General features: G+C 50.1%; 16 protein-coding genes and 1 tRNA gene. 2 read left to right on the top strand and 15 right to left on the bottom strand.

All coding sequences use genetic code 11. The features are described from left to right. Positions 1-305: 305 nt before the first annotated feature. Positions 306-872 carry a PBECR2 nuclease fold domain-containing protein gene (locus tag GVL50_RS26275; RefSeq protein WP_159815578.1) on the bottom strand — a complete coding sequence of 189 codons (567 nt, stop codon included), beginning with the start codon at positions 870-872 and terminating at the stop codon, positions 306-308. Between the two features lie 712 nt (positions 873-1584). On the opposite strand from GVL50_RS26275, the gene GVL50_RS26270 reads away from it, so the two are divergent. Both GVL50_RS26270 and GVL50_RS26265 read left to right on the top strand, forming a co-directional pair. Then, positions 1585-4146 (top strand): ATP-dependent endonuclease, encoded by a 2562-nt coding sequence (locus tag GVL50_RS26270; RefSeq protein WP_159815577.1) that lies wholly within the window; start codon positions 1585-1587, stop codon positions 4144-4146. After that, positions 4143-5972: a UvrD-helicase domain-containing protein gene (locus tag GVL50_RS26265; RefSeq protein ID WP_159815576.1), complete on the top strand. Its 1830-nt coding sequence runs from the start codon at positions 4143-4145 to the stop codon at positions 5970-5972. The genes GVL50_RS26270 and GVL50_RS26265 overlap by 4 nt, the downstream gene beginning before the upstream one ends. 275 nt (positions 5973-6247) lie before the next feature. Here the strand turns inward: GVL50_RS26265 and GVL50_RS26260 are convergent, their stop codons facing one another. The 14 genes from GVL50_RS26260 to GVL50_RS26200 all read right to left on the bottom strand — a co-directional run bounded on the left by GVL50_RS26260 (position 6248) and on the right by GVL50_RS26200 (position 20012). After that, positions 6248-7387: a hypothetical protein gene (locus tag GVL50_RS26260; protein ID WP_159815575.1), complete on the bottom strand. Its 1140-nt coding sequence runs from the start codon at positions 7385-7387 to the stop codon at positions 6248-6250. 62 nt (positions 7388-7449) lie between these two features. Further along, positions 7450-8073 carry a hypothetical protein gene (locus GVL50_RS26255; RefSeq protein ID WP_159815574.1) on the bottom strand — a complete coding sequence of 208 codons (624 nt, stop codon included), beginning with the start codon at positions 8071-8073 and terminating at the stop codon, positions 7450-7452. A 124-nt stretch (positions 8074-8197) separates the two neighbouring features. Next, positions 8198-8923 (bottom strand): GNAT family N-acetyltransferase, encoded by a 726-nt coding sequence (locus GVL50_RS26250; RefSeq protein ID WP_159815573.1) that lies wholly within the window; start codon positions 8921-8923, stop codon positions 8198-8200. Between the two features lie 69 nt (positions 8924-8992). Further along, positions 8993-9565 carry a plasmid mobilization relaxosome protein MobC gene (mobC, locus tag GVL50_RS26245; RefSeq protein WP_159815572.1) on the bottom strand — a complete coding sequence of 191 codons (573 nt, stop codon included), beginning with the start codon at positions 9563-9565 and terminating at the stop codon, positions 8993-8995. Between the two features lie 256 nt (positions 9566-9821). Continuing rightward, the gene (locus GVL50_RS26240) at positions 9822-10082 is read right to left on the bottom strand and encodes an antitoxin VbhA family protein (RefSeq protein WP_159815571.1); all 261 of its coding nucleotides are present in this window, start codon (positions 10080-10082) and stop codon (positions 9822-9824) included. Positions 10083-11265: 1183 nt separating this feature from the next. Next, complete coding sequence (locus GVL50_RS26235; RefSeq protein WP_159815570.1) at positions 11266-12342, bottom strand: type IV secretion system protein; 1077 nt, start codon at positions 12340-12342, stop codon at positions 11266-11268. A 1-nt stretch (position 12343) separates the two neighbouring features. Then, positions 12344-12607 (bottom strand): EexN family lipoprotein, encoded by a 264-nt coding sequence (locus GVL50_RS26230; RefSeq protein ID WP_159815569.1) that lies wholly within the window; start codon positions 12605-12607, stop codon positions 12344-12346. After that, complete coding sequence (locus tag GVL50_RS26225) at positions 12604-12939, bottom strand: hypothetical protein (protein ID WP_256671993.1); 336 nt, start codon at positions 12937-12939, stop codon at positions 12604-12606. The genes GVL50_RS26230 and GVL50_RS26225 overlap by 4 nt, the downstream gene beginning before the upstream one ends. Before the next feature lie 448 nt (positions 12940-13387). Then, positions 13388-13642, bottom strand: coding sequence for a hypothetical protein (locus GVL50_RS26220; protein WP_159815567.1), 255 nt, complete (start codon positions 13640-13642; stop codon positions 13388-13390). Between the two features lie 53 nt (positions 13643-13695). Beyond that, entirely contained in the window at positions 13696-14475 is a 780-nt protein-coding gene (locus tag GVL50_RS26215) for a helix-turn-helix domain-containing protein (protein ID WP_159815566.1), read from the bottom strand. Further along, the gene (locus GVL50_RS29180) at positions 14472-14714 is read right to left on the bottom strand and encodes a plasmid-related protein (protein ID WP_256671992.1); all 243 of its coding nucleotides are present in this window, start codon (positions 14712-14714) and stop codon (positions 14472-14474) included. The genes GVL50_RS26215 and GVL50_RS29180 overlap by 4 nt, the downstream gene beginning before the upstream one ends. Before the next feature lie 278 nt (positions 14715-14992). Beyond that, positions 14993-16048 (bottom strand): site-specific integrase, encoded by a 1056-nt coding sequence (locus GVL50_RS26210; protein WP_159815565.1) that lies wholly within the window; start codon positions 16046-16048, stop codon positions 14993-14995. A 125-nt stretch (positions 16049-16173) separates the two neighbouring features. Beyond that, positions 16174-16250: transfer RNA gene (locus tag GVL50_RS26205), tRNA-Ile, on the bottom strand. A 15-nt stretch (positions 16251-16265) separates the two neighbouring features. After that, complete coding sequence (locus tag GVL50_RS26200; RefSeq protein ID WP_159815564.1) at positions 16266-20012, bottom strand: bifunctional diguanylate cyclase/phosphodiesterase; 3747 nt, start codon at positions 20010-20012, stop codon at positions 16266-16268. Positions 20013-20070 lie beyond the last annotated feature (58 nt).

The following is a 20070-nucleotide window of genomic DNA, read 5'->3' as shown; positions in this document are numbered from 1 at the left end:
GTCTGGCAAGGGGGCGGTTCCATGGGTGTGGGGGCGGTGAGTACGCATGTTACAGACACTGTCAGCAACACGCTTGCAGGCGATGTTTGAATTGTTCACCCAAGAATCGATGCCATCGTTGCGCTGAAACAATACATTGGATATTTGATTTGACTTGATTGGCCTATTTATCAAGAATGCCAGCAAGAGCGCGAAATCCGCTGCCTTGCAGGGCATTAGTGGACGTAGGTACCTCAGCGATGCTGCAACATCGGTGTAAGGTGAGACCTCTTCATCCCATTTCCTGAGGATGCAAATATCAGGATTCAAATATTAAGGGCAGCCAAATGGCTGCCCTTTTCTTTGTCTTCAAGAATGTACCGCTTGTACAAAAGCTCGCCTTGGCGGTGTTTGTTCATCGCTCTGGCAGGAGCGTGCATGAAGTTCCAGAGGACATGCCCGTTTCGCACATCGACCACGACAAGCATGTCGTTTTTTGCCTCGTAGGCGTTAATGAATGCCATTCGGTATCCGCCGTTATCGTAGAGGACTTTCCATATTTCAAAAGGTCCCGTCAGCGTATCTATGGCATGTCGAACATAACGTTCTCGGGAGTCTGGACGTTTCTCGACGATGTGGGCGAGTTTGTCTCTCAGGATCGCGACGTTACCGATGGGCGTGAGGATGGTAACGGCCAACAATGACTCGTCGACAAACCCAAAGTGATCGGAGAGGATTTTGAGCGCGCCTTCTGCGTCCTCGGCCCTTTTTACCTCTTCTATTGCGGCTGACCGAAGTTCTCTCGATAAGGTTCTGAGATCGGGTAAGGCGAGGTCGATCCAGGTTTGCTGGTCGGCTGCTTCCTTTATCAGTGGCGCAGCATTCACGAGCATGAAATCGATCCTGGACGGGCGGAGGCGTCCGGAGATTACTCGTCTGGAGAAACGGTCAACAACGCGCGGAGAGGGGAGAAAACTTAGTTTGGGAACATTCCTACAGATCTTGCGGTTGTATTCCTAACAATGCCCTTCCGTACATTGCGCTCGCCAAGACGTCGAACCCTAATCCATCGCCCAAGAAAAAGCCGCGCATTTAGCGCGGCTTTCAATTTGGTGGGCCCACACGGACTTGAACCGTGGACCAAAGGATTATGAGTTGCTGGGCGAGCTGCTATGCCTAGAGAAATCGTTCGTAGGGGAACGTAGGTTGGCATAGTTGGACGCCCCGTAGTACGTGGTGTTGAGCGTAGTTTTGAGAAGGTTGCTTAAGCTGGGCATTGTACCGTGGTTGTACTGATTTTGCAGCGGATGAGTACCATCTTGGGACATCCAATTACCTGGCTACATTCTGGAAAGCTAACTCTTGATACTTTGTGAGCGCGTGCTATGGATGACAGTCCAGCTCTGACGTCCTATGACTATAGGCAGCGACTGTCCCCAACCGGTGCCTTAGTGTTAGAGGAGTCAGGGCGATTTCATGAGGTTGCTGAGGCAAGGGGCGGCGGTACCCTTCGTCTATACAATGGATCCAGCTGGCAGTAGTATCAAATAGCCTTCACCCGTTTGGGATACCGAAGTAGGCAGACGAGACCAACAAGGAAGGGTTATGTGCTCACAAATATTTCGCGAGATTTCAGAGCCCATTAGAAGTGGGCTAACTCATGATGAATACTGGAGTGGTGTTGATAAAGGACTGATAAAGTGCTGGGAAGTTGGTAGAGAAATTGGACAAAAGAATCCTGCGTTAAAAGCGCAATGCGAAGCAGGAGAGCTACCTATCCTAGGATGGAAAGGAGGTATAAGCTCAGTTGACAGAAAACTCAAAAAATTCGGATCCTTAAAATACCTTGCTCAGTGGCAAGGTATTCGCGGCGAAAACTTGTCCCTGAATCGCAGCGTTGAAATATCTATTATATGCTCAAAGACAGGCAGCACAGTAATATTTACCTCTAGTCGCGAAAAGTATTTGCGAATAACACCTCCAGCGGAAAAGTTAAAAGGACGTAGCCAAATGCGCCTAGATCGATACAGTATCCGTAACTTCCGGCGCCTAGAAGATGTCGAAATCAGTCTGGAGTCAAATGAAACAATATTTGTAGGCGCAAATAATGCTGGAAAAACTTCAGCTACCGTAGCATTTAGAACTTTTGTGTCAAACCGACTCGACTTCAAAATTCATGATTTTCCGACAGAATTAATTAATGACTTTGATGCTTTTGGTGAAGGCAAAAGACTTTCACAAGAAGCTCTTCCCTCAATAGAACTTGACCTTTGGTTTTCATTTAATCCTGATATTGAGTATGGGCGTGTTGCCTACTTGTTGCCTAGGATAGGCGTCGAGGATGTTGAGGCTGGAATTCGATTACAATATTCAGTGACATCCCCAGAGCAGCTTCTTCTAGATTACAATAAGTCCTACCCTGTCACTACAGAATCAACGAATGATGGAAATAAGCGGGCGCGCAAATCGCTCAGTCATTACCTAAGTCAGGACGGAATACTAAAAAAGTATTTCAGCTTGAAATACTATGTGTTAGAACAAGCCGGGCCTAACTCTACCTTGGCTCTTCATCCATTGGAATATCAAGTCGGTCGGAAGGCTCTAGCATCATTAATTAGAGTTGATTTTGTTGATGCACAACGAAATATCGACGAAAGCTCAACATCTAAAAGCAATCGCCTGTCAGATATATTTTTTGATTTTTATAAGCATAATTTGAATAAGCTTAATAATGACAACGAGTCATTAGAGATAATTGAAAAAAGCAACGATAATCTTACAAGTCACTATGAAAAAGAGTTCGAATCTTTAATTCAGACAATAGAGGAGTTAGGCTTTCCTGGCGCGAATGACCGAACCCTTAAAATAATTTCAAATCTCAATCCTGAAAAAGCCCTCGGCGGCAATGCCATTCTCACTTATTTTGACGCGGACGCAAGACATCCCCTTCCCGAATCCTATAACGGACTGGGGTATAAAAATCTAATATATATGGCAATTCAAGTTGCTCACTTTCAAATCCAGTGGTTCAACACTGAAGTAGATCGTCCGCTCTGCCAAATAATATTCATAGAAGAGCCTGAGGCGCATTTGCACGCGCAGGTGCAGCAAGTATTTATTCGAAAAATACGACACGCAATCCGGAAGACTACGAAAAATTTAGGGCATGAGACCCATTGCCCTCAGCTAGTAATCACTACGCACTCCTCACACATTATTGCGGAAGCAGATTTTAAAACGATTCGATACTTCCGAAGATGTTTCAGTAATTTAGGTGCATCGAAATCCGCGAGTAAAAAAACAACAGCAACTAAAATATTAAACCTCGCCAAGTTTGCATCCGAAAGCACAGAGCAAGAAAATCTACACTTCCTCCAAAAATACCTCTCCCTAACTCACTGCGATTTATTCTTTGCAGACGCCGCGATCATCATAGAGGGAACAGTGGAGCGTATACTGCTCCCGCATATAATTAAAAATCAGCACCCCATACTAGAATACGCCTACATATCCACCCTTCAGCTTGGAGGCGCATTTGCACACAAATTTCTACCTTTGATAAAGTTTCTCGACTTGACATGTCTTGTTATAACTGACTTGGACTCTGTGGATAGGAATGACAATCGAAAATCTTGCCGTGCCGATACTCAAGATGCAGTTAGTAGCAATGCCTGTATTACGACCCTGCTTCTTAATGGAAAAAAAGGGCTGAGAGGGGAAGCAAAAATCAAGTATGACAAAGACAGATTGATATCAAATTTATTGACCCTGAAACAGGATCAAAAAATGGTTCCCGATAGTAGAATTTACGTGACATTCCAAGAAGCCATTGAGGTTGGAAGCAAAACGGAAACCAAGAAAATAATTCCCAGGACGTTCGAAGAATCATTCATTTACACTAATTTTGACCTGGTAAGAGCTGGCAAATTAGATGTGTTGATTGAGTACTCCGACGAAGCCACTCTAGATCAGCACTACACGCAAACGTATGATGAAGTTGTTTCAAATTTCAAGAAAGTAGAGTTTGCATTAAATCAAATTGAAACTCTCGAAGAATGGAAGGCGCCTACATATATATCTGACGGCCTGATATGGCTCTCCTCTACATTGAGCTCAACGACAGATATCACTCTGATGTTCGCGACCCAAGTCGAGGTGGTTGAATGAGTGCCGTGGTTATTGATCCAGATGATAAAATAAGAACACTCATCGATTCTATGACTAATTTTTCGGTGATCGCAGGTGCCGGATCTGGCAAAACGGGATCGTTAGTTAAAGCCTTAAATTATATAGCCGCATCCCACGGGCCTCGAATGCTAGCCGCAGGCCAGAAGGTCGCATGCATAACGTACACAAATGCGGGCGTAAACGTTATAAAGCAACGTACAAACCTAAATGAGTTATTTCTGGTTTCTACGATTCACGGATTTATGTGGAATCAGATAAGTGGTTATCAAGACGATATCAGGAAATCCATAAAACATCACATAATTCCTAAAAGAATAGAAAAGAAACAGGAAAAGACGAAAGGCAATAGCAAAGAAGCAATAAAGGCGCGAGCGCAGATTGACAGGCTCAACCACGCTTTGACCGTCATAGAACACACTGAGGCCTTTAAGTACAACGAAAGTGGGTATGGCGACTTCGTAAAGGGTCATTTGGATCACGACGATATCATCGATATTGCCTCAGACTTAATTTCAAATAATAAGTCTCTTCGCCAGATTATCGGTCAACGGTTTCCTTATATTTTTATAGATGAAGCTCAAGATACGTTTCCTCATGTGATTGATGCCTTCAATGATATTTCGGAAAACGTCGGCCTTCCGATCACGGGTTACTTCGGCGATCCAGTTCAACAAATTTATGAAAAACGTGCAGGAAACTTTCAAGGCCCACCGGGCTCATACGTTCTTGAGAAGAGTGTCAATTATAGATGTTCAGTAGAAGTAATAAACCTTCTCAATGCGATACGGCCACAGCTGAAGCAAGAACCTGGGACCGATAATGCTCAGGGCAGCGTCGAGTTACTAATAATAGGATCTGAAAAAGGGGAGGGCGACCGAAATACATACTCACCTCGGCAACTGCAAGAAAACATATTAAAGTTTGATGAGGCCTTGAGGAAATTTGGCTGGGAAGATGACGATGAGGTTAAGCAGTTATATCTTACTCGGCAGATGATAGCTGTTCGTCTAGGGTTTTCAAAACTGAACAAATTGTTTACTGGCTCTTACTCTTCGCAGAACTCAGAGGACGCTTTTAAAGAGGGGAGTCACTATCTGATTTTGCCATTTGTAAAGATTCTGGTTCCTTTGATTAACTATTTTGAAACCGACAATTGGGCGGCAATATCTGCATTGCTTAGAGAAACAAGCCCCGTATTGGATCCCGAAGGAAAGAATAAGAATAAATCTCTTAGAGACGTTTCGTTGGAAATAAGAAATAGCATTAAGACTTTGAGTGAGATTTGGAAGGCGGGCACTACCCTTGAGGTTCTCCGGTTCGCTAGAGATAACGATCTTTTTCACAGAAATGACAGGCTAGAAGAGCATCTTTTTCGTGCGCCGCGCACGGAGGAGTATGACGATGAAATTCACTATCTGGACAAAGGTGATTGGTTGTGTGACGAATTTTTCAAGCTCACTTGCGAAGAATTGCCCGCACTTTATAAGTTCATTTCTAAGATGACAGCTTATAGCACGCAACATGGGGTGAAAGGCGAGGAATTTCCCAAGGTTTTAGTAGTCTTTGATGATACCGAAGCAAATTGGAATCAATACAGTTTTTCAAAGCTATTCACACCTCAGACCTCTGGGAAAGAACCTACTGAAGGTCAGAAAACGAAAAGCTATAATTTGGCATATGTGTGTTTTTCGCGCGCAGCTAAAGACCTTAAGATAATAATTTTCAGCAGTAACCCAGAGTCAGCCAAACGAGAGATAGTATCCGGCAAGCTCTTCGCTTCAGCCCAGATTACGATAATCGCTTGAGTTATAGTGCGCCTGTGATCAGTAGGGTGCACTTAACCAAAAACATAAATATTATTATTGTTGATTCTGGAGGGCGGGCAGCAATATCTTTTCGTGGATGGAAAGAAGAAATTCAATTTCTTCTTTTTGGTTGGGATAAAAGCGGATATGGTTGCGGGAGGTGATGCGTTGCCGTTAATCAATTCGTTGATTGAGTAACGGCACTTAGGAGTGTGGCTCGACTCAGGTGCTCGAAAATTATCTTTGTATTTATACTTCCTAGCTGAGATTAATAGTTAGCTGCAATATTTGCTGAGCTCTTTTTCCAGAGCATTGAGAAGTCCTGTAGGGGGCTCTAATCTTGTTCGTGTACTGCGCTCAATATTGCTAAAAAATAGCTGCTCATCGTTGGTAACTGCACTGGACGAAATCTCGGGCGGGAGCATTTCCATATTGTAGCTGATTATGGGGATGAATCCGTTTCTCTCGGTGCTGAATATTCTTTCTAAGGTGTAGAGCCTTGCGAGGGTGTGAAGTTGCTTTTCCTGGGTGGCTATATAGCTTATACACAATTCAGCGGGTGCTTCTGTATATAAACCCTCTGGAACTCTCAGCAAGAACATGTCCCAAGCAGTCGATCGAATATTTTTAAGAGCTGTATTATATGGCGTGCTTGCTTGGATGCCTAATAAACGGCCTGCACTGCCTGAGAAATAGTGTAGCGCCAAATGTGCTTCGCGACCGAGCATTATTCCTAGTCCAGCCTTCAAGAAGTTGATCAGCTCGCTATGCTTTTGTAGGGGGGGAGCCCCTTTGAGTTCAACTTTCTCTATGAGTACCATTTTGATTAAAGCTATTTCTATGGACTCAATTGCACTGCTTAGGAAGTTTTTATCAAATTTTTCTGTGAATGCTACCGTCTTTTCTTCTGCTAGTTCAGATAGATTTTTATGAGGCGTAGACGCTAAGTAGAATTCGACCGCTGCTGGATCTATAATTATTTCTTGCGTAGATAGAAAGTGCTCTTGGTTCATTGAAAAAACTTTTAGATACGATTCGGTTCGTCTTTTTGCGTTTTTTATGAAGTCTTCATTTGAGGATTTTGAGTAATGCTCCATGTAATAAAAAAGTTGGCTGAAGTCCCATTTGTTTAGTGTTAAGAAGTGAAGAAATTCTTCTAGTCCGTCAAGCTTGGTGTTTTTCTGTACTCTGTTGTCAATTGCGTCCATTATGTTGGAGTCGAGCAGTGCGCTCGGATATATAGGGAAGGTTATTTCTCCAGTTGCTAGAAAGCTTTCATTGAAGACGGCGGGTCGTTTGCCATCTAGTTGATCTACAAGAAATATCGGATTTGTTTCGCCAAATGTTTTTGTTCCTGATAGGAATGGTGATGGGTAGGGTGAGTTTTGAATTTCCCAATAATAGTTTTTCTTCACTTTCGCTCCTTGATATTTGTGAAAATTACAAATGATTTTCTAGGTTGTATTTCTAGCGTCTTTTATGTTGGCGCTTTATGTCCCATCAGTAGTGCCATTTGCCGTTGACTAGAAGTCATTGCAGGCCAGATCATCTCTACATTTCCTGACCTCATATTCCTGAGGTCTTCTTGGTATTTGCTGCGTTTGAGGTTGATCTTGAAGAAAGATGGACTGTGGTCAATTTTGTTTGCTTTTAAGCGCCAGAGGACGACGAAGGCAAATTTTGGAGAAAGGTATTTGTTGGTTCGGTAATATTTCAGCGCGTTTGACAGCATCGAGTTGTTTTCCGCGATCGCCAGTTTCTCTAAAGCACTAACGCATGAACTTAATCGCATCTGTTGCGTTAAGCGTTCAAGTTTTTTCTTGGCATCAGTCGGTGAAAGTCTACGACCTGCTTCGAACACCGAAAGGCCAAACCTAAGGATGCACTGCGATCCAACCCATAGCGTATGTTTAGTCATCGTATTGCGAATTTCGAACTGATATCGAAGCGACTCCTGATCACACAGCTCGCAGGTCTCGGTCGGCTGCTCATGATCCCTCACGACCTCTGTGAAGGACCACTCCTCGAAAGCTTCGGGCAACGTCTCTCCGACAGACAGTGGAAGGATGTTGTCCCAGACACGCTTCGGATAACTGCTCATTACAAAACTACCTCCATGGTCGTTTCTTGGTTACGCAAAGTGACATAGAGCCTGCCCAGGATAGTTCGGGCTTTGTGGTGGCGCAACGCTATTAATGATACTTGGTTTTAAGCCGCCGAAGTTTTCAGATAGGTTCCACCTGAATTTTACGACCCAGCCTGCTCTCAACAAATGAGTGGACGCGTTTTTGTTCCAAGCGCCGAGCCTTCAATTGGTTAGCGTTTATATTGTTGTAGTCAAATGGCGAAAGGGTGTCCCTGAGAGCTACGATTGCGGCAAGATAACTTTCTTGATTCAGTATGATGTGTTCTGGAGGGTTCGGGATTTCAACTCTGCGATATTCTGCTGCTTCGTGCGTTTCCATCGTTACTTCGGTTCCACTCATACCGGTCACTGCGAATCCAAACCTTTCATAAACGGGAACTAATTCAGGGTGGCAGGACAACCGAGCGGCCGGAAACGCGGTAAGTATTTTTTCCATCAGTGCGCGAAGAACTCCCTTATTTCGGTGGTCCTTAGCGACGACGCAATAGCGTAGTAAAATTACAGGCTCAGCAGTAGGAGCAGAGTAGCAAATGGCTCCGATCAGTTGACGTTTTCTATTGACGGCAACCGCTACCATGGGGCGACCAAATGGTCCGTTGGTACATCCTACGAAGTGAAGGTGGACCGCCGCGTGAGTCTGAACGTAGGCCTTTACTACGTTTACCAGTTGGTCCGTGGGGCTACATGGGATCGGATACAGGTCATAGGCGTATTGCCCTATAAGGGCATTCACCTCTCTTTGGCTTTGTTCGTCCAGACTTTCAGTCTGAATGTCGTGCACGGTGACATTAATGTTTTTTTTCATCCGGTTTAATTCCTGATTCGCAGGGCTTTCCCTTGGCTGCGCAGCTTCAAGATATTTTGCTCAGCTCCCTTATGTGATTCTCCATCGGCTCAAGCTGGCGTCTTGGAGTTCAGAAACAACTTCGGTATGGCTGTAGATATAATCGGCAAGCTGCTCTATTTCCCTCGTGGAGAGTCCCTGGCCGCCGCCCTCATTCAGTTTTTTTGCTATCTGATTCAGGTTCCTCCCAATGGCTCGAAGTTGTCCTGACGAGTCCCAGAGCGCCTTTGTGGCCTCCATCGTGAATTGGGGCTGGTTGGTCAAACTGGCTCGAACGCAATTGATTACCCAGCGCTGAGGAGAGCATCCCTCGGCCTCTGAGCGTGCCACGATCTCGCGGTGCTCACTCGGTGTGAATCGAACTTCAAGCCTTTGTTTTGGACCTTCGTCGGGTTCGCCTGCGATTTGTCCTGATATCCAACTATGAACGTCTGGGGGCATTTCATCTTGGATGACGTAGCGCATTAGCGCTCGGATCAAGCCGTGTTGGGAGCTACCTTTTTTCTCGCAGTGCGCTTCCCACTCTGATTTCAACTCAGCCGGTATGCGTACCCGGTAAACGGCGCTATCCCTTGTGGCGCCGATGCTAGCTTTGCGCGGCATGTGCATTCCTCGTTCGGTATCAACAACTGACCACATCCGAAGTGAACCACAATTTACCGGCGAACGCCTATCCTGCACTAGACCTCCATGCGCTTGAATCCTTGTTCATGAACAAGCTTTTGGGCGCCTATTGACCGGCGAAAAGCCTATCCTGCATTAGTGCTCCACGGGATTTACTACTTGTTCATGAACAAGCTTATTCCGGTTCGATGCGCGCACGCTTGCAATGAAAATATGGGTATCTGTGGATCTCATTTCACTGGGCGTGTTCTTGCCGCGAGGTCGCTACAAATTCTTCCAGATCAATCTCGCCGCTGATGTAACGCTCGCCGAGGCGTTTCATACAGTCAGTGATTTCAAATGCAGAGAGGTTTGTTGAGGCGTTTGCAAAGGCTACAGCTTCCCTCCGCTTACTCCGCTCAACCTCCGAGAGTTCGTACACCTTGGGACGGTCAATTTCGGCTGACAGCTCAGTGTTGTTTTGGTATTGGTCGGTTTTTTGGTCTTCCGAAGTCATTGTGGTTCCTGATTGTTTTTTGAGAATTCTTGGTCATGTAAAAGTAGTGCTTTGAGGCGGTCTCAGATGCGCGTGATCTTGATTGGCCCCCACACGAGCATGAAAGCTCGTATCTGCGAAAGTACCAATGTTTTTGCTGGATGTGGTGTCAAGGGCGGCACCGGAGGCCGCATGCGGAGCGGAGCCGAAGGCGAGCACCGAACGGGTGAGGATGACGGGCGTAGCCGCACCCTTGACTCCACAGGAAGCGCTCAGCCTATCGCAAGGGGTAGGTCAAGGGCTCCGCCCGCCGTGCCTGCCCCGCAGCCAGTCCGGCAAGTTCGGACACGGGATGCAACCGAAGGGGTTGCCCAAGCGGAGCGCGGAGCTTCAGGACTGGTGTTCAAACATTTCCATCGTTTGGGTTTCTTATCGGAGCAAGCGTTTCCTCCGGTGCCTTACTGGGGGGAACCTCGGTTAGACTCGTGGTTCTTCAAGGAAGCTTTTCAAAGGAGTGAATCGGTGCAAACCAACCAAACCGTCAGTTGCCCACATTGCATGAACAACGTTCCATGGGGCGCCTCAGTTTGTAGAGGCTGTCATGCTGAAATTTCCTATGGCACCCCTCGGGCAAGTATCGTCGTTTTCATTATCGTTTCGGTGGTAGCAGGCTGGTATGCGGCGAAGCTCGTTCACGATCACCTGTCTACCAATTCGACAGTGTTGTGGGTTGTTTTCGGGATTGTCTTCGCACTAGTAGGCGTTCTGTCCATAAAGATCTGTAAGCGCCTTTATACCGGCAGGACCTGGTTTCGACGGGTCTACCGGACCAAGTGACCACCCGTGCCGGGACGGGTTTGCACGCATGAGTCATCAAAACAAGAGCGCTGAAATTGTCTTGTTTTTGCGATTAGTTCATTAAATTCATAGTGTTAACGTTCTTTCATACCCCATCCCCCCGCCCTTCCCGCAAGCGGGAAGGGAGCGAGTCGCCCTCTGTCGTCAAGGGTGCAGGGGAGGCCTCCGGCCTTGATCCCCTACACCCATGCCGTGAGCGTTGGTCGCTTCTGCCGCGTCAAGGGGCCGAGTCCTCGTCGCGTCGCTCCTGCGGGCCGCACCAACCCCTTGACCCGTCATCCGCTTGTTGAAGGTGCTCAGAAAAAGACCCCGCCGAAGCGAGGTCTGATGAGCCATACGTCAGGGGCTACTGATTTACTTTGCCCCCGTTAGCATTCCCCCAGTTTTTGCCCATGTTCTGCATGACGTGCTGTCGGTAGGCTGGGTTCCAGGCTGTGTTACCGGCCGCAAGGTGGTTCAAGCGTCCAGCGGTGACCATTTGCCCCGACTGCATGTCGCGGCGCGTGGACTGTCGGTTAAGTCCCTTGGTGATCGGTGAGGCGGCACCGCTTGCGATTCCGCGTAGCGTGAGCCCTGCGCTTGATATTCCCCCTGCAAGGCTGCCAGCGACGGCATTGGCTTGCTGCAGCATGTACAGCACAACGACTGTCACCACCAGAAGCTCCAGGAAGGTGGATATCGGGTAGTCACCGGGTGTTGCGAGTATGTCGCTCGTTAGCGAAGAGAAAAACTTGATCCCGAAGCTGAGTACCGTGACAACCAGCGCGATTTGCAGGATGTATGTGATGACCTGGGCGAACCAGCTATCGAACCATTTGGAGGTGAACTGCCCAAACAACAGCATCATGATAAAAATTGGCCCGATGCCGAGCATGATCGACAGCATTCCCTTTGCAACGATGATCATTGCCCCCGCTGGAACCGCGATAATAAGTGTTGCCGCGTATACGATTATGGCGGTCAACAAATCAAAAAATATCATTCCGACGTCGTACCCAGCACGAAGTCCCATCTTCGTTAGAATATCGGCGCCTATTGCCCAGCCGTCGGACATGGCCTTGTCCACTACCTGAAATACAGACCTTGAGACCGTTGAGTCGCCAGTAGCTGAAAAGGCAGAAGCAACCCCTGTTTCCAGGCCTTGTAGTGCCTCCACTACCCACGACATATACGTGTTTGCGTTCATTGCCAGCCCGCTGATGAGCAGAAACTTTCCGCAGGTCTTGAGGAAATGGGATGCGGGTTGTTCGATTGTGCCGGTGATCATCATGAAGCCCATCATGGTCAAATAGAGCGTTCCACAAAGCGTTACCGTTAGTGAAAAGTCATCGATGACTTGGCTGGACGTGACGCTTATGAAGGTCTGGAGGGTTTGGTCCATGCTCCCCGCCATCCATTCGAATATTCCCGTCGTGGTCGTCATTCTATTTTCCCTGAGAAGAAAAATTGATTGGCTCGCGGTGTTTGTAACCACGCAGCTCCAGCGTTATTGCATTCGCGGCCGATGAAGCGTTCATGCAGTTCGCAGAGATAGAAAGCTCTCCAGGGCTGGCCTTGCACTTCTCCAACACCTTCAAGCGCTCGGATGTATTTGCCTTATACCAATCGACGGTTTGAACAGATTCTTGTCGTTCGCAGCCAGCGAGAATTGACGTTGTGATGAGTAGGAGGGCAGGAATCCTTTTCATTTTTTCACCTTGTGATCAGTGTTGCTGGTTAGATCAGCGCCGGTCGTTCTCGCGTTGTGATTGCTCGGGACAATCAGCGCTGAGGCCAGCTCCGCTTGATCAATGATTCGTAGTGCCGCGACCGTGCGTAGGGCGCTTTCCCTGGTTCCGGTCCAACTGCCCGCTAGGCGTTCATAGGTATTGTTGAGAATGCCTATGCAGGCGCACACGCAGCAGACTGAGAGCAGTGCAGCGAAGCCTGGAGGAATGGGGGCTGACTGGCGGGGAAGCGTTATTTCGAACCAGTCGATGGCAGCCATTGAAAACGGCACCATCGCAAGTACTGCTGCCATGAGGTCTCGTTGCAATAACGACGGCGCCCGTCTAGAGATCTCTTTCATGTATCCGAGCCGATCTACGCATACCCAGTATCGGCGGATGGATATGAGAGCGAACGTGCAGAAGGTGAGAATCGGTAGGTAGAGGTACGAAATCATTGTGTTGCTCCTTTGGTTAAGGGCGAACGCAGTGCTGTCTTTCCAGCTGTCCGGCGACTCTTTTTATCGAGCTACTTTTCCCGCCAGTCAGGGCTTGTTTAAGGCCCGTATCCAGTGCGCTTTCATGGCGCTCTTGGGATGTGGTCTATACGGCGCGTCTTTCCGCTGCTTGTCCGGTGGCTCTTTCTATCGAGCTGCTGTTCCCACCTGTCAGGGGCGTTCTTTTCAGCCCCGGCACACAGTACGCAGGAGCGTTCTTAGGGTATAAATAAGCTGCGCTCAGTGGCCGTTTGCTTCATTTTCTTCAAGACCAGAATTTTCGGTCAATTAAAATCTGGTCAGCAATATACGGAATGTTTGCAAGCTCATCTAATGCCATTTCTACTGTTCTAAACCAGTAGGGGCGGTTTTCTTCGTCGATAACGGTGTGGTCGATCACTCCGTCCGAAACACTGAGTGCGAAGCCGTTCTTGTAGTGTGCTCGTAGAATAACTTGTATGTCGCCTGTTCTGTCCAGGCTGTCGCAATAGCTTTCAAGCTGCTTGAAGTGGAGTGACATTTATCTGTCCTTTCAATGCTGATTATTTGGTGTGTGGTTCAAGTGATTGACGGTTACTGAGGTTGCACTTTGTTTCTTATTAGTCGCTTCAATGCATTTATGCTTTCTTGTTTGTCTACAGTGCGCATCCACAATGGCTTATCGCTGTTGTCAGTTTTGAGAGGGATTTCAAATTTTGGTTTCGGCTCACTCGGTTTTGCAAGAGGGCAAAAATTGCCTTTCAAATAATTTTTCTTCAATCCATAAAACCACCGCTGAGGTGTTGTGGTGATCTTTCCGGATCTCAATGCATCCGAGAGCTCATCGACAAGCATTTGGTGGTCATGTCTAGGTATGTCGTTCAAGAGTTGGACGATCCATGCGCGATCACCATCCTTTAGGCCCTTGGGCAGGCTCAGATTATTCCCTGTAGTCTGTAGTAGTTCTTTTTTTGGTTCTCTTGGTAGTTCTTGGTATGTCATCGCTGTGTCATTCCCCCCGTGACACAACGCTGTCTGGGGTAGGGGTGTCGTGGATGTCATCCCCCCTGTGACAGCGTTGTCAGTGGGGGCCAAGGCTTTTACAGAGGGAAGGTTGATGAAGTATCTATTCGTCGTCTGACCGCCATCGTCACGATATTCTTTTTGGATGGTTAATAGGCCTGCCCGCTCAAATTCCTTAATTTGACGTTGCACTGTTCTGGAGGAAATGCCGCAAAACTTTGCGAGGGTTTGCACTTTTGGCCAGCTCTTTCCGTTTTCGTCCGCATGTTTTGCTAATGCCATCATTACAAGCTTTGCAGTAGGAGAGCCAAATTCGTGCGTCCAGACCCAGTCGTAGGCTTTGTAGCTCATTGCAATTTGCCCTGAGGACTTACCTCAATATCTAAGTTCAACGCATCATTGATCTGCATTGTCCTAAAATACACGCGACGGCCTATCCGGATCATTGCCGGTTTGAGTTTTCGGGAGATGTCAGTGTCTGAATAAAGAGAGACCCTCACTCCATCAGGAGAGCGCCCTAGTAACGTGGCGATGTCTGGAATGCTCATCAAGGGGCCGAAACGGTTAAGTAGATACTCTTCAGTTGTCATATGTAAGTTCGCAGTGTCTGGAGAAGGTCTGCGAATTCTTGAGGGGTATTGGCGTATTGTCAAACTGGCTAATGCGTCGAAACTACCAATATATAGTATCTTGGTTGATTGATTTATACGTCCTGGTAGTCTTGGGTTGGCTATGTTGGTTTTGAAGTTAAATGGTGCGTGGCTGATAAGGCCTATATATGCCGGGTGTTAGCTAGTTTTTTTTAGTTTTCGATGATGCGACTATAAAAATAGCCGCATTTTTTTCACGATTTTTTATGAGGACTTAGTCATCTTGAGATTTTGTCCAGTTTATCCACCAGATCTTCAGCCCGAAGATGGGTATATCGCTTGAGCATCTGCATCGACTTATGGCCACTGATAGCCGAAACCTCTTGGTCAGATAACCCGCCTTCGACAAGCCGACTCACCGCCTCATGACGCAGGTCGTGAAACCTGAAGTCAGGTAGATCGAGCTTCTTCTTCAACTGCCCCCATATTTTCGTGAAGGTGTACGGCCGTCGTTTCCCGTCCTTTCCAGGCTCACCGAAAAACACCAAATTGCAGTCGATTGGTCGCACTGGATTATCCATCGCAGCTTTGAATACTTCAGTGGCGCGCTTGCTCAGTGGAACGGTTCGAGAGCCGTCGTTTTTTGTGTCTGAGAGACGTATGACACGCTTTGCCAAATCCACCTGGGGTCGTCGTAGGGATGAGATCTCAGACGAGCGCATACCCGTTTCCAGAGCGATGCAAACGATCCAGCCCAACATAGGGTTGCTATGTCGATTCACGGCCGCGAGCAGAAGGCGTTCTTCCTCCGGCGATAGTCTTCGGTCACGACCATCCCCAGGGCTCGGCTTGCGGATGTTCAGCACTGGGTTGAACGTAAGACCCAAACCCCATTCCTGAATCGCTACCGTGTACAGGTGGCTCAATAGCGCAAGTTCGAGGCGCACGGTGTTGTTGCTGATGGTCCCACCACGGCTGGGTTCGTTTAGGCGCTTGTCACGATAACCAGCGATGATTTCAGCGGAGAGGGCGGCCAGTGAGTATTTGCCCAGGTGTTCGATGAGCTTCTTGGCTTTCGAGGTTTCGCCACGCTGAGTGGTGGGCTTCTTGGTGGGGGTTATGTCGCTCAGGTAGCGCTTGAGTGCAGCCTCTAGCGTCATTTTCTCCGAGCCGCTACGCCGGATGTACACGCCACGCACCATTTCTTCTTCGGTACGCCTCGACCAGTCCTCCGCATCACGCTTTGTGCGGAAGGTTTTAGCCACGGTTGGCCAGCCATTTTTACGAATGAGCGCCTTCCAGGTGCCGGAAGGAGTTTTGACGAGAGTTGCCATGAGAGGGTGCTCCTAGGCGGCTGGCGAACCAGCACTGTACCTAATTTGTACCCTTGGACCATAGGACTGTATCTGTGATGGACCAGCCAGAAACGCGAAAGCCGCGCAGTGCGCGGCTTTGGAGTTGGTGGGCCCACACGGACTTGAACCGTGGACCAAAGGATTATGAGTCCTCTGCTCTAACCAACTGAGCTATAGGCCCTCAGTAGGCCGCGGATTATAGCGACGGTTTCTCGGCTGTGCTATCCGAAAAATCCGATACGGTCACACGCAGAAACGTTGCGGCGAATTCTTCCGGCGGCAGCGGCAGGCTGACGATGTAGCCCTGGATCTGTTCACAGCCCTCGGCGGCGAGGAATTGTTGCTGCGCCTGGGTTTCCACGCCCTCGGCGATGACGGTGAATTGCATGCTGCGGCCCAGGGCGATGATGGCGCGCACAATCGCCGCATCGTGGGGGTCGTCGGGCAGTCCGCGGACGAAGGACTGGTCGATTTTGAGGATGTCCAGTGGCAGGCGTTTGAGGTAGCTGAGCGAGGAATATCCGGTGCCGAAGTCGTCGATCGCCAGTTGCACGCCGAGGTGTTTGAGTTGGTGCAGCACGGCCAGCGCCTCTTCGGCCTGACTCATGATGAAATTCTCGGTAATTTCCAGTTGCAGTAAATCCGGCATCAGGCCGTTTTCGTTGAGCAGTTGCTCGATGCGCCCGAGCAGATTCGGCTGGCGCAGTTGCGCGCCGGCAAGGTTCACCGACAACGGGCCGAGGCTGTCGTAGACCTGATTCCACTCGAACATCTGCCGGCACGCGGTCTCCAGCACCCAATCGCCGATCTGCAGAATCATGCCGTTCTCTTCGGCCAGTGGAATGAAGTGCTCCGGCGGCACATCGCCAAAGGTTGGGTGGCGCCAGCGAATCAACGCTTCGGCACCGACCAGACGATGGTCGTCGAGGCTGATTTTCGGCTGGTAGTAGAGGTGCAATTCATTGCGCTCGATGGCCCGGCGCAGTTCGTGTTCCAGCGCGATACGCTCGCTGGCCTGCGCGGTGAGGTCGCGGGTGTAGCTTTCGACGCGGTTGCGGCCCTTGGCTTTGGAGCGGTACATCGCCGCGTCGGCGTTTTTTACCAGCGTGGCGACGTCGCAGCCGTCGCGCGGATAGAGGCTGGTGCCGATGCTGGCGCTGATGAAGAACTCATGTTCGCCGGCCTGGAACGGCGCACCGAAGCAGTTGAGCAGCTTGGTGGCGATGTTGTCCGCGTCGCTGGCCTGCTGCAGGCCGGGCAGCAGGATGATGAATTCATCACCGCCCAACCGCGCCACGGTGTCGATGTCGCGTAGTTGCTCTTTGAGGCGCACGGCGATGCCCTTGAGCAGCAGGTCGCCGACCGGGTGGCCGAGGCTGTCGTTGATGTGTTTGAAACGGTCGAGGTCGAGGAACAGCACGGCGCCCTGACCACCGTTTTCCTGTTGTGTGGTCAGCGCCGAGAGCAGGCGACTTTCGAACAGCGTGCGGTTTGGCAGGCCGGTGAGCGGGTCGTGGTGCGCCTGATAATCGAGTTTCGCCTGCGCGTGTTTAAGGCTGGAGATGTCGGCAAACACAGCGACAAAGTGCGTGATGAATTTGTCGCGGTTGCGCACGGCGCTGATGGTCAGCCAGCTCGGGTAAAGCTCGCCGTTTTTACGTCGGTTGGAGATCTCGCCTTGCCAATGACCTTCGTCGGTCAACTGGTGCCACATCGCTGCGTAAAACGCGCTGTCGTGCAGACCGGAGGCGAGCAGGCGCGGGGTGTGGCCGAGGGCTTCGCTTTCGCTGTAACCAGTGATTTCCGTGAAGGCGCGGTTGACTGCGCTGATGTGCTGCTGGGTATCGGTGATCAATACGCCTTCGGCGGTGCTCTCGAACACGGTCGCAGCCTGTTGCAGTTTTTCCTGCATCAGATGACGTTCAGTAATGTCGCGGGCGATGGTCAGCATGCAATCTTCGTCACCGATCGGCAGTGGCCGGCTGGACACTTCGCACAGACGAATCTGACCATCGCTACGGCGGATATGGCAGGTGAAATCACGCACAAAGCCGTCGCGGTGCAGCAGGTCGAGCATCTGTTTGCGCTCGTTGAGATTGACCCAGATCCCCAGATCCAGCGCCGAGCGATCCACCGACATCGCGCTATTAAAACCGGTGATGCGGCTGAACCCTTCGTTGACCTCCAACAGCAGGCCATCGCTCTGCCGCGACAACAACAATCCGTCCGGCGAGGCGTGGAAGGCCTTGGCGAATTTCTCTTCGGAGGTTTGCAATTGCTGCTGGGTTTCTTTGAGTTGGGTAATGTCGCGCACCACGACCACCAGCGCCGGCGTGGTGTCGAGGTCGAACGGTTCGGCGGAAATCAGGCCGGTGAACACTTGGCCGTTATTGCGGCGGAAGGGCATTTCCAGATTGCGGATGCTGCCGGCCTGCAAGCGCTGGAGCAAACCGGGGCCGACGCCGGGAATGCCCCAGATATTCAGGTCGGTGGCGGTCTGGCCGATGACTTCTTCGGCCTTGAGTCCAATCTGTTCCTCGAAGGCTTCATTGACCTCCAGCAAACAGCCGTCGGACAGCCGCGCAATCACCAGAATGTCCGGGCATTGCTGGAAGACCGAGGCGAATTTTTGCTCCGACAAACGCAGCGCTTCTTCGGTGCGCTTGGTTTCGCTGATGTCGATCATCAAACCGCGCATCACCGGCTCATGGCCGTGTTCGATCAGGCTGACGATGTCGCGCACCCACAGGCAGCGGCCGTCGGCGGTGATCACCCGGTAATCGAGGCTGTGATCGCGCCCGGCCAGCACCTCGTGATCACAAAAACTCTGTGCGCGAGTGAGGTCGGCCGGATGAATGATGTTGCGCCAGAACCCCGGAATCAGCCAATGCGACAGTGGATAACCGAGCAAGTCTTCGGCGTGCGGTGACACATAGCTGTAGGTGAAGTCGCTCATCCGCGCTTCCCAAGCGATCGCCGACAAACTTTCGACCAGCCCACGGTAGTGATATTCGCTGCTGCGCAGCTCCTGTTCGAGGTCGATGCGCCGGGCGATTTCCGAGCTGAGGCGGCGGTTGATGCGGATCACCACGGCCAGCACGATCATCAGCAATAACAGGCCGGGCAAGCCGTAAACCAGCAGGTCTGACCAGAAGGTGCGGTGATCGAGGACGTTACCGACCCAGTGTTCCTGAATGGCGCTGATTTCGGCGGGGCTCATGTCGGCGAGAACTTTGTCGAGAATCCCCACCAGCACTTTGTTTTCGCGCGGCACGCCCATCGCCAATTGATAGCGATACGGGGTTTCGCCGCTGACGTAGAGGCCATCGAGTTTAAGTTGGCGCAGGCTCCATACGCTGGAGGCGAGATCGCCGACCACGGCGTCAACTTCGTCGGTCGCCAATGCCTGCAACGCCGAGCTGACGTTGGGCATGGCCACCAGATTCAGATCCGGGTGGTGGGTGCGCAGGAGTTCGTGCGGCGCATAGTTTTCCACCACGGCGATTTTTAATCCGTACAGATCATCAAGTTTGCGCGGTTGCGCGCCGCCGACGTGGGCGAGGATGACAATCGGGAAGTCGAGGTAGGGCCGGGTGAATGACAGATAGTTCTGCCGTTCCGGAGTGGACATGATCCCCGGCAGCAGATCGATCTTGCCGGTTTTGACCTGCTCCAGCACTTCCGTCCAGCTGATGGGCTCAATCGGCGTGAGTTTGATCGCCAGACGCTGGCGAATCACGTCGATGTAATCAGCCGCCAAGCCCTGATAGCGGCTCTGGTCGTCACGAAACTCAAACGGTGGCCACGACGCATCGACACCCAGGCGCAAGTCCGGGTGAGCCGCCAGCCAGCTACGTTCTTCATCGGTCAGAGTCAGCGCGTCAGCCGTTGCGGTCCAGATCATCAGTGACAGCAAAAAAAGCACGGACGCCAATCTGGGCATAACGCTCTCGTTATGGCTCGGGGATGATTGTTTCGAGTGTAGACGGGGTATGCGGGGG

Source organism: Pseudomonas sp. 18058 (genome assembly GCF_902706155.1).
Classification (GTDB): Bacteria; Pseudomonadota; Gammaproteobacteria; order Pseudomonadales; family Pseudomonadaceae; genus Aquipseudomonas; species Aquipseudomonas rustica.
This window is presented reverse-complemented; position numbering and strand designations above follow the sequence as displayed.

Coding starts and splice junctions, on each gene's coding strand:
- GVL50_RS26275 (WP_159815578.1), bottom strand. CDS start 872: ATGCTCGTGAATGCTGCGCCACTGATAAAGGAAGCAGCCGACCAGCAA.
- GVL50_RS26270 (WP_159815577.1), top strand. CDS start 1,585: ATGTGCTCACAAATATTTCGCGAGATTTCAGAGCCCATTAGAAGTGGG.
- GVL50_RS26265 (WP_159815576.1), top strand. CDS start 4,143: ATGAGTGCCGTGGTTATTGATCCAGATGATAAAATAAGAACACTCATC.
- GVL50_RS26255 (WP_159815574.1), bottom strand. CDS start 8,073: ATGAGCAGTTATCCGAAGCGTGTCTGGGACAACATCCTTCCACTGTCT.
- GVL50_RS26250 (WP_159815573.1), bottom strand. CDS start 8,923: ATGAAAAAAAACATTAATGTCACCGTGCACGACATTCAGACTGAAAGT.
- mobC (WP_159815572.1), bottom strand. CDS start 9,565: ATGCCGCGCAAAGCTAGCATCGGCGCCACAAGGGATAGCGCCGTTTAC.
- GVL50_RS26240 (WP_159815571.1), bottom strand. CDS start 10,082: ATGACTTCGGAAGACCAAAAAACCGACCAATACCAAAACAACACTGAG.
- GVL50_RS26235 (WP_159815570.1), bottom strand. CDS start 12,342: ATGACGACCACGACGGGAATATTCGAATGGATGGCGGGGAGCATGGAC.
- GVL50_RS26230 (WP_159815569.1), bottom strand. CDS start 12,607: ATGAAAAGGATTCCTGCCCTCCTACTCATCACAACGTCAATTCTCGCT.
- GVL50_RS26225 (WP_256671993.1), bottom strand. CDS start 12,939: ATGGCAGCAGTACTTGCGATGGTGCCGTTTTCAATGGCTGCCATCGAC.
- GVL50_RS26220 (WP_159815567.1), bottom strand. CDS start 13,642: ATGTCACTCCACTTCAAGCAGCTTGAAAGCTATTGCGACAGCCTGGAC.
- GVL50_RS26215 (WP_159815566.1), bottom strand. CDS start 14,475: ATGAGCTACAAAGCCTACGACTGGGTCTGGACGCACGAATTTGGCTCT.
- GVL50_RS29180 (WP_256671992.1), bottom strand. CDS start 14,714: ATGACAACTGAAGAGTATCTACTTAACCGTTTCGGCCCCTTGATGAGC.
- GVL50_RS26210 (WP_159815565.1), bottom strand. CDS start 16,048: ATGGCAACTCTCGTCAAAACTCCTTCCGGCACCTGGAAGGCGCTCATT.
- GVL50_RS26200 (WP_159815564.1), bottom strand. CDS start 20,012: ATGCCCAGATTGGCGTCCGTGCTTTTTTTGCTGTCACTGATGATCTGG.